Source organism: Pseudomonas sp. AO-1 (assembly GCF_019775695.1).
GTDB classification, from domain to species: domain Bacteria; phylum Pseudomonadota; class Gammaproteobacteria; order Pseudomonadales; family Pseudomonadaceae; genus Aquipseudomonas; species Aquipseudomonas parakoreensis.
Genome location: NZ_CP079947.1, coordinates 412782 through 426258, shown reverse-complemented (window position 1 = coordinate 426258; position 13477 = coordinate 412782). Strand labels below are relative to the sequence as shown.

Genomic DNA, 13477 nt, shown 5'->3' with positions numbered 1-13477 from the left:
ATCGTGACAGACGTCAAAGCTAATGCGGTTTGGGCCTAAAAGCAAAAGATCGCAGCCTGCGGCAGCGCCTACATTGAAATACGATCCCTGCAGGAGCTGCCGCAGGCTGCGATCTTTTGATCTTGTCTGGAAAAACTACTTCTCGAACCCGCTGGACGGAAACACATCGCTGCCGCGCCAACGCCGCACCGAGCGCTGGAAGAACAGGCTGTTCGGCACTTGTACCATGGCGCTGCCAGTGCCCAGTTCCTCTGCCTCGATCAACGTGGTGTAAAGCAGATTGATCGCCACCACCCGGCCTTTGACCCCGGGTTTGTCAGTGGTGTCGACCAGCTCCACCACATCGCCGAGGCGGAACGGGCCGACGGTGAAGATCAGGATCGCGCAGAGCAGGTTCGACAGCACACTCCACATCGCGAAGAACGCCACCGCCGCCACCGCGACGAAACCCGACAGCGCCGTCCACAACACCGTGGCCGACACCCCGAGGCGCTCCAGCACAAAGATCAGCGCACTGCCCATGATCAGCCAGCGCAGACCGCCACGCAGCGGCATCAGCAACTGCGGCGGAAACGGGTAGCGCTCACCCAGACGGGTCAGGCCTTTGGCAACGAAGCGCTGGGCCAGATAGCCGGCCAGCAGGATCAGCAGAATCTGCACGCCGAGCCAGATCGGCTCGACCCACACCGCCGGCAATGGCCACTTGAACGCGTCCATCAGGACAGCGCCTCCAGCTCCGCCTGCATGCTTTCCAGCGTCTCGAGCGCCTCCATCCAGGCTTCTTCCAGCTCGGCTTCGCGCACTTTCAGCCTGGCCTGCTCGGCCAGCAGATCACGCAACTCGTTCTTGCGCGCCGGCTCGTAGATATCGCTGTCGCCGAGGCTGGCATCCACCTTGGCGAGTTTCTCGTGCAGCTTGCCGAGCTCGGCTTCGAGCTTGTCGGCTTCGCGCTTGTGCGGCGCGAGTTGCTGACGCAATGCAGCGGCGGCCTGGCGCTGGGCCTTCTTGTCGGTTTTGTCCGGGTTAACCGGCGTGTTGCTGACCGGCGCGTTGCGCTGGCGGTATTCCACCAGCCAGCGCGCGTAATCTTCAAGGTCGCCATCGAACTCTTCGACCTTGCCGTCTGCGACCAGGTAGAAGTTGTCGGTGGTGCTCTTGAGCAAGTGCCGATCGTGAGACACCACCAGTACCGCGCCGCTGAATTCCTGCAGCGCCATGGTCAGCGCCAGGCGCATTTCCAGGTCGAGGTGGTTGGTCGGTTCGTCGAGCAGCAACAGGTTCGGCCGCTCCCAGGCGATCAACGCCAGGGCCAGACGCGCTTTTTCGCCACCGGAGAAATTCAGTACCGGCTCGTCGATCCGCGCGCCACGGAAGTCGAAACCGCCAAGGAAGTCGCGCAGGGTCTGCTCGCGTTCAGTCGGCGCCAGACGCTGCAGGTGCAGCAACGGGCTGGCCTTGGCATCCAGCGAGTCGAGTTGATGCTGAGCGAAGTAGCCGACCACGGTGTTCTCGCCGCGTGTCAGACGCCCGGCCAGCGGTTCGAGCTCGCCGGCGAGGTTCTTGATCAGGGTCGACTTGCCGGCACCGTTCGGCCCGAGCAGACCGATCCGCGCACCCGGGGTCAGTTGCAGCTTGACCTTCTCCAGGATGGTTTTGTCGCCGTAACCCAGACGCGCATCGGACAGGTCGATCAGCGGGCTGGAGATCTTGGTCGATTCACGAAAGACGAAGTCGAACGGCGAATCGACGTGGGCTGCCGACAGCTCTTCCATGCGTTCCAGCGCCTTGATCCGGCTCTGCGCCTGACGGGCCTTGGTGGCCTGGGCCTTGAAGCGGGCGATGTAGCTTTCCATGTGCGCACGTTGCGCCTGCTGCTTCTCGTAGGCCTGTTGCTGCTGGGCCAGACGCTCGGCACGGGCACGCTCGAACGCGGTATAGCCGCCCCGGTACAGGGTCAGTTTGCGCTGATCGACATGGGCCACGTGATCGACCACTTCATCGAGGAAGTCGCGGTCGTGGGAAATCAGCAGCAAGGTCCCCGGGTAACTTTTCAGCCACTCTTCGAGCCAGATGATCGCGTCGAGATCCAAGTGGTTGGTCGGTTCGTCGAGCAGCAGCAAATCCGACGGACACATCAAAGCCTGCGCCAGGTTCAGACGCATCCGCCAGCCACCGGAGAAATCGCCTACCTGACGATCCATCTGCTCGTTGGTGAAACCCAGACCGGCGAGCAACTTGCGCGCCCGCGCGTCGGCGGTATAGCCGTCGGCGCTGTCGAGTTCGGCGTGCAGGCGAGCCAGCGCCGTGCCATCGTGGGCCGCTTCGGCCACGGCGAGGTCACGCTGTACCTCACGTAGACGCAGGTCGCCATCGAGCACATAGTCGACCGCCAGGCGCTCGAGGGTGTCGACCTCCTGGCGCATGTGCGCGATTCGCCAGTCGGCCGGAAGCAGGCAATCGCCCGAGTCCGGGTGCAACTCGCCGCGCAGCAAGGCAAACAGGCTGGATTTGCCGGCGCCGTTGGCACCGATGAGGCCGGCTTTATGGCCGGCGTGCAGGGTCAGCTCGGCGTCTTCTAGCAGACGTTGCGGGCCACGCTGTAAAGTCAGGTTCTGAAGTCGGATCATAATGGCGGCGGAGTCTACCAGCTTCGCTCACAACTGGCGCGAGTAGCACGATGTCCTCTGACCTGTGGAGCTTTTCCCTTGCCACCTACGCCCGACCGGGCGTGGAACCTGCCTGCCTGCAACTGCAAGCGGCGGGGGCCAACGTCTGCCTGCTGCTGTGCGGTCTGTGGTTGGAACAACGTGGCGTGGCCTGCGACGAACAACGCCTGGAGCAGTTGAAAACGCTGGTGGGGCCTTGGGATGCGGAGGTGGTGCAGCCACTGCGTGCGTTGCGCACTCAATGGAAAACCCTGGCCGAGGAAGATTCGGTACTCAAAGGGTTGCGAGAACAAATGAAAGCGCTGGAGCTGGAAGCCGAACGGCATCTGCTGTGGCAACTGGAACAGGCTGCGCAGGACTGGCCGCGTGATGAAGTATCAGCGTCCGGGCAATGGCTGGAGAGTCTGGCGGGATCGACCACCAGCCCGAACCGCGACGCGCTGCAAGTGCTGCGCGTCGCGGCAACCGGCACTTAGGAAGCGCTGGTCGGGTTGCTGCTGACGCTCGACGCAGCGGCTGGCGTTGGCGCCGTCGTGGTGGTCGAGGTAGAAGCGGCTGGAGCAGGTGCAGCGGCCGGCGCCGGAGCAGCTGGCTTGGCAGCCGGTGCAGTCGCCGGTTTGGCGGCAGCGGGTTTGGCAGCCGCCGGTTTTTTCGCGGCGGGTTTTGCAACCGGCTTGGCGGCGGGTTTAGCGGCTACTGGTTTGGCAGCAGGCTTGGCCGCAGCGGTCGCAGGTTTTGCTGCTGCAGGTTTGGTAGCTGGTTTGGCCGCGGTTTTAGCAGCAGGCTTGGCCGCTGGTTTGGCAGCAGGTTTTGCCGCGACCGGTTTGGCCGCAGTTTTTGCTGCCGGTTTCGCAGCGGCGGTTTTCGCGACAGGTTTGGCAGCCGGTTTTACCGCGACTTTGGCAGCTGGTTTAGCAGCAGCGGTTTTTACCGGAGCGGCTTTGCGCGCAGCAGGTTTTGCCGCTGGCTTGGCAGCCGGTTTTGTCGCTGCAGGTTTGGCAGCGGCAGTACGAGCAGCCGGTTTCGCAGCGCTCGCCGCAGCCGGTTTTTTCACTGCGGTTTTGGCAGCAGGTTTGGCGGCGGTTTTAGCCGGTGCCTTGGCCGCTGGTTTTGCCGCTGGTTTGGCTGCAGCAGTTTTCGCCGGCGCTTTTGCCGCCGCAGGTTTCGCGGCCGCTTTCTTCGCAGGCACTGCTGCAGGTTTTGCTGCGCGAGAGGTCAACGCCTTGCCGGCGGCTTCTTGCACACGACCGACACCCTGGGCCAGTTTCAGGCTTTCCTGGGCGTCGCGCTTGAGTTGCAGAATGTAGCTGCGAGTGTCGGACTGGCGATTCTTCAGCGCATCGAGCAGATCTTCGAGTTCTTTGACGGCAGCCTTGGCCTTGTTCTGCGCCTTGGCTTTACCGGCAGCGGCTGCGTCCTGCAATTTGGTGCGGGATTTGTGCAGCTTTTCTTGCGCCTTGCCGCGTTGCTTTTCCAGTTTGGCGAGCAGTTTTTCAGCATCAGCCAAGGCTTGGGAGCAAGCGTTTTCCAAATGCTCGAGCAGGCTGCCCGAGAGTTGTTGGAGTAAGTGCAACGGAGTGTTTACAGGCTTCTTGGTGGCCGACATGGTTTACCTCCTGGCTGACGTGAGTGCGGCTCATACTAGACCTCTGCAGTTACCGCCGCTAGGTCATCTTGACAGTAACGAAACCGTTGCGTTGCAACGAAGCGAAAATGTTCTGCACAAAGACAAAAGCAGTTCACCGTTGCAGACGTTCGCGCTGGCATAATCGCCCGCATCTCAGGACGGAGTGTGCCCATGTCGCGCTACCTTGTTTTATCCCTCTGGATGATTTTTTCCGCCGCCCACGCCGACGAAAAAACCACCGCGAACGATGCTCACGATCTGGCCTACAGCCTCGGCGCCAGCCTCGGTGAGCGCTTGCGCCAAGAGGTCCCGCAATTGCAGATTCAGGCATTGGTCGACGGATTGCAGCAGGCCTATCAAGGCAAGCCATTGGCACTGAGCGAAGCACGGATCGAGCAGATCCTCGCCGATCACGAGTCGCAAAACGCCGAACACTCCACGCTGCCTTCAAGCGATGCTGCGATGGAAAACGAACAACGTTTTCTCACCGCCGAAAAAGCCAAGCCAGGCGTGAAGGAACTGGCCGACGGCATCCTGCTGACCGAGCTGACCCCGGGCACCGGTGCCAAGGCCGGCCCCGATGGGAAAGTGCAGGTGCTGTACGTCGGTCGATTGCCGGATGGCACGGTGTTCGACCAGAACACTCAACCGCAATGGTTCAGCCTCGACAGTGTGATTGCCGGCTGGCGTACCGCACTGCAGAACATGCCGGTAGGTGCCAAGTGGCGACTGGTGATTCCGTCGGACCAGGCCTATGGCGCCGACGGTGCGGGCGATCTGATCGCGCCATTTACACCACTGGTGTTTGAAGTCGAGTTGCGCGGCGCAACGAGCTGATTCACGCCGATTCACGGGCATAAAAAAACGCGATGCGCTTTCGGCGCACCGCGTTTTTTTTCATGTCTGCGAGAAACCTGTCAGGCCTGAACCGGATCTTCCTGCTTGTGTGCCGTGTGCAGCACTTCAATCAGACAGTCTTCCAGCTCGAAGCGCTCGTGCAGCAGGCCACCCAGTTCCTTGAACTTCTCGGCGACACATTTGCCTGCATCGCAAAGGTCGTTGAACGCGAGGAGTTTTTCGGTGATGACGTCGATACGCGGGTAAAGGGTTTCGGCAAGTTCGAGGCCGCGCTTGTCGTTGAACGCCTTGGCTTCACCGGTCAGTTGTTCGTAGATCTCGAAGTGCCCGGCCGAGACGTAATCGACCAGCACACCGCAGAATTCCAGCAAGGGTTTACGGTTCTCGGACAGAGCCTGTGGCTTGTCGCCCAACTTGTCGTAGGCACCGATCAGATCTTCACGCTCTTGCAACCAGCGGTCGATCAGCAGATGAACTCCACCCCAGCGTTCCTGAGCATTCTGACAACTTTCGAGCATGGCGATCTCTCTTCCCTTGTGGGTCATGCTGCTCTACACCCGCGCCCCTCTTCTGGCTGTTATCGCTTGGAGGCGGACCGGGCAGAGCGTCATCGAGCAACATAAATCCAATGACACGTGCGGGCCAGATTATGCCCGCACGCCTGTGGCTTCAAGGTACGCAGGAGATAAAGTTCATACAAGTGTTTAATCCCTGACCAGCGTGCGGTGCGACGCTTCGCCGCTGGGGGAGCGCTGCAGAGCGCTCCAGACCAGCCGCAGCAATTGGTACACAGACAGGATGAACATTGCCACAAAGAACAGCAGACTCCACTCGGGGATACTCAAATCGAACAGTGTCCAGGAAATTTCTGCGCAATCTCCACCGCCTCTGAGCATCCGCACCGTGGCACACAACCATGGCAGGTTGCTGAACAACGCTTCGGAATCAGGCGCGCAGCGGGTCATCTGCATCAGCGGGTCACTCTGCAGCAACACCTGTCGCCAGGCCGCCGTCGTCCCGCCCAGGCTCAGGCCAAGCGCGGCGCCCCAGTACAGCGACAGGCCGACACGCCGTGGGCCATGGACTGCCGCCACCCCGCAACATAACGTCAGCACCGCCATGAAGAACCGTTGCGCCAGGCACAGGCTGCAGGGCGTCAGCCCGACCGCATACTCGAGATAATAGGAAGCTCCCAGGGCCATAGCCCCTGCAGTGAAAGCCGTGAATAACAAGGAGCGTGAACAGGCCAACGACATGGCTTTTCCGTAGCAATAGAGACAGGCAGTTACGGTAGAGGAAAGCTTGTCAGCCTTTCAAGGCGGAGCTCTGGCGACAGTTCACCAGAAGTGTAGGGAAAACCCGACAGACGCGAGAGGAATAGGCGTAGTCCCCTGTAGGACTTCGCCCAAGACGCCCGCCGGTGGTAATTATTCGCTCACTGAACGTTCACGAGGGAGCATGCTCCCTCGCGAAATCAGGCGTGAACCGGCACTGGCAACGGCGCGGCCAGCAGGCGCTCGTCCAGCAATCCGAGACCTTCCTGGAACAGTTGGTTACTGCGCTCGGTGTCACCCAGTTGCGCAAGCAGACGCGCCAGCTCTGCACAGGCTTCCGGATTGCGCTGCAGCCGCAGACTGCTTTCCAGATAATCCCGTGCCTTGCCCCACAAACTGGTTTGCAGACAGAGACGACCGAGGGTCAGCAACAGGCTCGGATCCGCCGGATGCTCTTTGAGCCAGCCTTCGGCGGTCTGCAACTGACGCGCCGGATCACTGCCGCGCACCAGGCCATACAGCCGAGCAAGATGGCTGTCGTACTTGCGCTTGAGGGCGCTGCGCAGGACTTCTTCCGCTTCAACCTGTGCGCCCAGCTGACGCAGTTGCTCGGCGTAGGCCAGCACCAGCGCCGGTTCCTGACGCTGCGCGGACGTCAATTGCTCCCAGGCACGGGTGAGTGATTGCAGACCAACTTTGCCGTCCTCGTCACGATGCGCCGCCAGCGACAGGTTGTTCCCCCAGGCTCGCCGTTCCAGTTCAGCCAGTTCGGCTGGCGGCAGAGCCTTGTCCTTGCGCAGTTCCGGCAACAGGCGAATCACCGCCGACCAGTCGCCGCGCTGCTGATGCAGACGCTGCAACTGCCGCAAAGTCTGCACGTTATGCGGATGCCGCTCGTGCATCGCTTGCAGGGTCACCAGGGCGCCGTCGGTATCACCGCGATCGGTCTGCAATTGCGCATGACTCAAGGCAATCGCCAGTTCGGCCTGCGGCTGGCGCTCCAGCGCACGCTCAAGCAACTGATCGCACTCCTCGTACTTGCCTTGCTCGTTGGCCGCGCGTGCCGCGCCGAGGTAATACAACAGCGGCTGGCGCTCGGCCTCGGCGGCGCGAGACAGGTGACGTTGCGCGCTGGCCCAGCGACCTTCGGCCAGATCCAGTTGCCCGTGTTCGATGGCCACCTGCACCCGCCGGCTGCGATTACGTCGCGACCACGGATTGACCACACCACTGGAGGCCATGACCAGCTCGACCAGGGCCTTGATGCCCCAGATCAGCAGCCACAACACCGCAATCAGTGCCAGCGTCGCCCACAGACTGGATTCATAACGGAAGCTCTTGTAGGCGATCAGCACGTAACCGGAGTGCTCGGCAATCGCCAGGCCCAGTGCCGCTGTCGCCGCAATCACCAGAAACACGATCACATACAGGCGTTTCATGGCGTGGTCTCCTGCGCGGTGCTGGCGGCAGGTTTGGCGAACGGTTTGACCGACTCTTCAGCGTTGACGTTACGCCGCTCCAGGTAAGCCTGCACCGCGCTCAATGTGCCGGTCAGGTCCGGCGTCTTGACGGTGACCGGTTGCTGGCTCAGCTCGGCAACCTGTTCGAGCATGGTTTTGCTCTGCGGATTGTCCGGGTTGAAATTGCCCTTGAGCACGTCCCGCGCTTCGGTCAGCGCCTGGGTGTAGACGGGCGCCTGGCCATTGAGCGCCGCCCATTGCGCCTGCTCCAGCGCCAGGCTCAGGGCCAGACGCACCTGGCTCAGGCTTTGCCCGGCCAGCAGTGGCTTCACGTTCTTGTCGGCATTGAAATCGATGCGGATGTAGCGCGACACCTGATCCCACCACTGCGCCCAGCGACTGGCGCCATCGCCATCAGCGGTCAGGCCCAGCAGTGACTCGCCACGATCCTTGTACTCCGGGGCCAGCTCGGTCAGTTCGATAACCTGGTCACGCAAGGCGCCAATGCGCAGGAACAGGCCGGTGCGATCCGGCTGTTCGGTGCTGCGCAGCGCGACGAGGGTTTTCGCCACTTGCTCGCGGGCGGCGAACGATCCCGGATCATTCTGCTCACGAAGAATTTCGTCAGCGCCCTGCACCAGCGCCTGAGCGCTGCTGATGTCCTGCAAGGCCGAAAGGCGCAGGCTGGCCAGCCGCAGCAGATGCTCGGCCTCGGCCAGACGCCAGTCCTTGCGGCTGGCACCAAGGACGGTTTCCAGGCGCTGATTGAGGCGTTGCTGATCACCCTGCAGTTGCGTCACCAGACGCTGGCGCTCGGCGAGCTCATCGGCACCGGGCAGTTGCGCGAGACGCTCGGTCAGACGCTGTTCGTTGAGCTTGAGGCTCTGCGCCTGATCGTTCAACGCCTGCACCTGGCCAGACTGTTGCGCAGTGTTGGTCTGCAGGTGACGCACCTGCCAGACACCCCAGCCACCAATCGCCACGCCGGCAGCGCCGAGCAACAGGGCGACGATGGCCAGGCCGTTGCCTCGGCGCGGCGCTTGGGCCGGCAGTGGCGTTTCAACCTGGGCATCGATCACAGGCTGGACATCATCTTTAGGCAAGGCTGTTTCGCTCACGTATCCATCCTTTGCATTAGAGAACGGGCACGGGATGCTCCCGTAACGCCGTCAGCAAAGCCGCAGCACTCGCGCCACGGCAATCCACAACTGTTTGGGCCCCGGCGGCACGTGCCAGCTCGGCGACCCTTGGGCTTGGCACAAACAACGGCAACTGCGCAATCGCCGGCCAGGCAGCGCCGGCCAGCTGGCACAGGTGCTCGAAACCCTGTCCACTGCTGACCACCAGCCCGTTCAAGCGTTCCGCTTCGATCCGTCGTGGCAGTTCATCCGGGGCATAGGCTGGCAGGTCACGCCTGTACAACTCCAGATACTCGACACTAGCACCTAGCGCACGCAGGCGCTCGGCGAGCAGCTCGCGACCTCCCTCCCCGCGCAGGATCAGCACCTGCGCGTCGGACCCGCTGACCGCTTCGCGCAGACGCGGCAATTGCAGCAGGGCTTCACTGTCATCGCCGTCGGCGGGAAAGTGTACGTCGAGACCGTGATCGCGAAGAATCTGCGCGGTCGCCGCGCCGACGCTGAACCACGGCATCGACAACGACTCAGGCCCATGAGCGTCCAGCAGATCAAGTGCAATCCGCGCCGCCGGTTTGCTGACAACAATGACCGCGCTGCAACCCGACAGTTGCGCCAGTGCCCGACGTATCTTGTCAGAGACCGGCAGCGGCACGATGTCCAGAAGCGGCAGGCAACTGCTGAAAAAACCTTCTGTGGCCAACACCCCGGCCAGCGCCGCACAGTCATCCGCAGGACGCGTCAGCAGCAGGCGCCAGGCAGTCACTCGTGACCTGCCTCGCCATACACCGCTTTGAGAATGTCGTCGGCCCCCTGACTGAGCAGGTCTTCAGCGACCTTCACACCCAGTGCTTCGGCATCGGCGCGCGACGCACGAGCCTCGGCGCTGAGCAGCTTGCCGCCGCTCGGCTCGCCCACCAGACCACGCAGCCACAATTGCTCACCTTCAAGCACGGCGTAGCAGGCGATCGGCACTTGGCAACCGCCATTCAGATGTTTGTTCAGAGCGCGTTCAGCGGTCACGCGCGAAGCGGTGTCGGCATGGTGCAAAGGCGCGAGCAAGGCGTGGATTTGCGTATCGGCGCTACGACATTCGATGCCGACCGCGCCTTGGCCACCGGCCGGCAGACTATCGTCGACACTGATCGCCGAGGTGATGCGGTCTTCGAAACCGAGACGAATCAGGCCGGCTGCCGCAAGAATGATCGCGTCGTACTCACCGGCATCGAGCTTGGCCAGACGGGTGTTGACGTTGCCGCGCAGGAAGCGGATTTCCAGATCCGGGCGACGGGTCAGCAGTTGTGCCTGACGACGCAGGCTGGAAGTGCCGACGATGGCGCCGGCAGGCAGCGCGTCCAGGCTTTGATAGGTATTGGAAACGAAAGCATCACGCGGATCTTCACGTTCGCAGATGCAGAACAGGCCCAGGCCTTCGGGGAAGTCCATCGGCACGTCTTTCATCGAGTGCACGGCGATGTCGGCTTCGTTTTCCAGCAGCGCGGTTTCCAGTTCCTTGACGAACAGGCCCTTGCCGCCGATTTTCGACAGCGGTGAGTCGAGCAGCTTGTCGCCGCGACTGACCATGGGCACCAGCGTCACCAGCAGACCCGGATGGGCCTCCTCCAGACGGGCTTTGACGTATTCGGCCTGCCAGAGGGCCAGCGCACTTTTACGGGTGGCGATGCGGATTTCGCGAGAGGACATGGATCAATCCGTACTGAATAGATACGGCGGATAATAACAGCTCAGCCAAATCCACTTTGACTTGAATCAGAAACGGCGTGGCCTCCCTGGCCTGCAATGCCCGGCAGAAGAACGTGCAACCGCGCGCGAAGGCCGGGTCAGAGGCCCTGCATCATCTTGCGCACACCGGCCACATGCCGCCGGCTGACGATCAGCGCATCACCATTGAGGCCTTTGAGAAATAGCTGGAAATGCCCCAGCGGCGTGCGTTGCAGACGCTCGATACGGTCGCGGGCGACCAGCGCGTTACGGTGGATGCGCACGAAACGCTCGCCGAATTCGTCTTCGAGGGCCTTGAGCGGCTCGTCCAGCAGCACCTCGCCACTTTCATGGCGCAGGGTCACGTACTTGTGATCAGCAATGAAATAGACCACCTGATCCAGCGGGATCAGTTCGATGCCTTTTCGGGTTCGGGCGCTGATATGACTGCGCGGGCCGTTGCCGCTTTCGGCGGCAGGCCGGGTCAGGGCCGAAAGTTGCGCCCGGTTGGGACGTTCAGCCCGCTTCAGGGCGTCATGCAGATGTTCGGTTCGCACGGGTTTCACCACATAGCCCACGGCGCTGGCCTGCAGGGCTTCCACGGCAAATTCATCGGGGCTGGTGCAAAACACCACGGCCGGCGGCGTTTCACGCTCGCACAGACGGGCAGCCACTTGCAGGCCATCGAGGCCCGGCATGCGGATATCGAGCAGCACGATATCCGGCTTGTGGCTGTCGATCAGCGCCAACGCCTCTTCGCCATTCGTGGCGCTGGGCTCCAGAACTGTATAACCCTCGAGCTCGCTCACCATTCGGCTGAGGCGCTCGCGAGCCAGTGGTTCGTCATCAACGATCAGGACATTCATATTGCGCTGGATTCCTGCGTGAGTCTCGCACAAGGATAGCGTAGACAGGTGAAGTGACGTCCGTCACCGCGATCCACGCTAAGACTAGCCCGAGCGCCAAAAAGTGCCGTACGTCGGCCAGCAATATTTGCCAGTGTCCGGGTCGTACTGCTCAAAGCCCGCTGTTTTCTGCGTTTTTCACGGGGTATGCCAAAGGACAAATCCACCCACCCCCTCTTCTTATAGTCGGCGTCCAGACCTTAGCGCGATCTGCAGTCGCGCCGACCCTTATGTCCAACTGTAGACGCTTGCCGGGCCGATATTGCTCAATCGAAAAATATCCTTGCGCAAATTCCCTGCAGACAGCGCCGACTATGAACGAGCAGATGAGAAAAAAACGTATCGACCGGTGTCAGCGACAGGATTGGCAACCCTGTTATTATCCGCGCCAGCGTTTCACGCCTTCTTTCTCCAAGCCGATACGAGCGAATTCATGAGCACTGACAAGACCAATCAGTCCTGGGGCGGCCGCTTCAGTGAACCCGTCGACGCCTTCGTCGCCCGCTTCACCGCCTCCGTCACTTTCGACCAGCGCCTGTATCGCCACGACATCATGGGCTCGATCGCCCACGCCACCATGCTGGCCAAGGTCGGCGTGCTGACGGATGCCGAGCGCGACAGCATCATCGATGGCCTGCAGACCATCCAGGGCGAAATCGAGGCCGGCCAGTTCGACTGGCGCGTCGACCTCGAAGACGTGCACATGAACATCGAAGCGCGCCTGACTGACCGCATCGGCATCACCGGCAAGAAACTGCACACCGGGCGCAGCCGTAACGACCAGGTCGCCACCGACATCCGTCTGTGGCTGCGAGACGAAATCGACCTGATCCTGGCCGAAATCACTCGCCTGCAAAAAGGCCTGCTGGAGCAGGCCGACCGTGAAGCGGCGAGCATCATGCCCGGCTTCACTCACCTGCAGACCGCACAACCGGTGACCTTCGGCCACCACATGCTGGCGTGGTTCGAAATGCTCAGCCGCGACTACGAGCGTCTGGTCGACTGCCGCAAGCGCACCAACCGCATGCCGCTGGGCAGCGCTGCGCTGGCCGGCACCACCTACCCGATCGACCGCGAATACACCGCGCAACTGCTGGGCTTCGACGCCGTCGGCGGCAACTCGCTGGACAACGTTTCCGATCGCGACTTCGCCATCGAATTCTGCTCCGCCGCGAGCATTGCGATGATGCACCTGTCGCGCTTCTCAGAAGAGCTGGTGCTCTGGACCAGCGCGCAATTTCAGTTCATTGATCTGCCGGATCGTTTCTGCACCGGCAGCTCGATCATGCCGCAAAAGAAAAACCCGGACGTGCCGGAGTTGGTACGCGGCAAGACCGGCCGTGTATTCGGCGCGCTGATGGGCCTGCTGACCCTGATGAAAGGCCAGCCATTGGCCTACAACAAGGACAATCAGGAAGACAAGGAACCGCTGTTCGACGCCGCCGACACCCTGCGCGATTCGTTGCGCGCCTTTGCCGACATGATCCCGGCGATCAAGCCGAAACACGCGATCATGCGTGAAGCGGCCCTGCGCGGTTTCTCCACCGCCACCGACCTGGCGGACTACCTGGTACGCCGTGGCCTGCCGTTCCGTGATTGCCACGAAATCGTCGGTCACGCGGTGAAATACGGCGTGGATACCGGCAAGGATCTGGCCGAGATGAGCCTGGAAGAATTGCGCCAGTTCAGCGACCAGATCGAGCAGGACGTGTTTGCCGTACTGACGCTGGAAGGCTCGGTGAATGCCCGTGACCATATCGGCGGGACTGCGCCGGCACAGGTCAAGGCAGCGGTGGTTCGCGGTCAGGCCCTGATCGCCAGTCGCTAAA

General features: G+C 61.9%; 13 protein-coding genes. 3 read left to right on the top strand and 10 right to left on the bottom strand.

Translation table 11 applies throughout. From position 1 onward, the window contains the following. Window positions 1-135: 135 nt before the first annotated feature. Both KVQ82_RS02005 and KVQ82_RS02000 read right to left on the bottom strand, forming a co-directional pair. On the bottom strand, window positions 136-717 hold the full coding sequence (locus KVQ82_RS02005) for a mechanosensitive ion channel family protein (protein WP_003229371.1): 582 nt from the start codon (window positions 715-717) through the stop codon (window positions 136-138). Then, entirely contained in the window at window positions 717-2627 is a 1911-nt protein-coding gene (locus KVQ82_RS02000; protein WP_222017786.1) for an ATP-binding cassette domain-containing protein, read from the bottom strand. The genes KVQ82_RS02005 and KVQ82_RS02000 overlap by 1 nt, the downstream gene beginning before the upstream one ends. Window positions 2628-2677: 50 nt before the next feature. Between KVQ82_RS02000 and KVQ82_RS01995 the strand changes: the two genes are divergently transcribed. Beyond that, window positions 2678-3142 (top strand): TIGR02444 family protein, encoded by a 465-nt coding sequence (locus tag KVQ82_RS01995; RefSeq protein ID WP_222017784.1) that lies wholly within the window; start codon window positions 2678-2680, stop codon window positions 3140-3142. Here the strand turns inward: KVQ82_RS01995 and KVQ82_RS01990 are convergent. Next, a complete protein-coding gene (locus tag KVQ82_RS01990) occupies window positions 3139-4272 on the bottom strand; it encodes an AlgP family protein (RefSeq protein ID WP_222017782.1) in 1134 nt (377 codons plus the stop codon). The two genes, KVQ82_RS01995 and KVQ82_RS01990, sit on opposite strands and share 4 nt — an antisense overlap. A 192-nt stretch (window positions 4273-4464) precedes the next feature. On the opposite strand from KVQ82_RS01990, the gene KVQ82_RS01985 reads away from it, so the two are divergent. Continuing rightward, complete coding sequence (locus tag KVQ82_RS01985) at window positions 4465-5130, top strand: FKBP-type peptidyl-prolyl cis-trans isomerase (RefSeq protein WP_222017781.1); 666 nt, start codon at window positions 4465-4467, stop codon at window positions 5128-5130. 80 nt (window positions 5131-5210) lie between these two features. Here the strand turns inward: KVQ82_RS01985 and KVQ82_RS01980 are convergent, their stop codons facing one another. The 7 genes from KVQ82_RS01980 to KVQ82_RS01950 all read right to left on the bottom strand — a co-directional run bounded on the left by KVQ82_RS01980 (window position 5211) and on the right by KVQ82_RS01950 (window position 11609). After that, on the bottom strand, window positions 5211-5669 hold the full coding sequence (locus tag KVQ82_RS01980; RefSeq protein WP_041072012.1) for an Rsd/AlgQ family anti-sigma factor: 459 nt from the start codon (window positions 5667-5669) through the stop codon (window positions 5211-5213). Between the two features lie 186 nt (window positions 5670-5855). Beyond that, window positions 5856-6407 (bottom strand): disulfide bond formation protein B, encoded by a 552-nt coding sequence (locus KVQ82_RS01975; protein WP_222017778.1) that lies wholly within the window; start codon window positions 6405-6407, stop codon window positions 5856-5858. A gap of 218 nt (window positions 6408-6625) precedes the next feature. Further along, a complete protein-coding gene (locus KVQ82_RS01970) occupies window positions 6626-7864 on the bottom strand; it encodes a heme biosynthesis protein HemY (RefSeq protein ID WP_041072010.1) in 1239 nt (412 codons plus the stop codon). Then, the gene (locus tag KVQ82_RS01965; RefSeq protein WP_222017776.1) at window positions 7861-9003 is read right to left on the bottom strand and encodes a uroporphyrinogen-III C-methyltransferase; all 1143 of its coding nucleotides are present in this window, start codon (window positions 9001-9003) and stop codon (window positions 7861-7863) included. Before KVQ82_RS01965 ends, KVQ82_RS01970 begins: the two co-directional genes overlap by 4 nt. A 16-nt stretch (window positions 9004-9019) precedes the next feature. Further along, window positions 9020-9787, bottom strand: a complete 768-nt coding sequence (locus KVQ82_RS01960; protein ID WP_222017773.1) for a uroporphyrinogen-III synthase — start codon at window positions 9785-9787, stop codon at window positions 9020-9022. Next, window positions 9784-10725, bottom strand: a complete 942-nt coding sequence (gene hemC, locus KVQ82_RS01955) for a hydroxymethylbilane synthase (RefSeq protein ID WP_222017772.1) — start codon at window positions 10723-10725, stop codon at window positions 9784-9786. Before hemC ends, KVQ82_RS01960 begins: the two co-directional genes overlap by 4 nt. A gap of 137 nt (window positions 10726-10862) precedes the next feature. Further along, on the bottom strand, window positions 10863-11609 hold the full coding sequence (locus KVQ82_RS01950) for a LytTR family DNA-binding domain-containing protein (protein WP_041072003.1): 747 nt from the start codon (window positions 11607-11609) through the stop codon (window positions 10863-10865). Window positions 11610-12081: 472 nt separating this feature from the next. Between KVQ82_RS01950 and argH the strand changes: the two genes are divergently transcribed. Next, window positions 12082-13476, top strand: a complete 1395-nt coding sequence (argH, locus tag KVQ82_RS01945) for an argininosuccinate lyase (RefSeq protein ID WP_041072002.1) — start codon at window positions 12082-12084, stop codon at window positions 13474-13476. The last annotated feature ends 1 nt before the right edge of the window (window position 13477 follow it).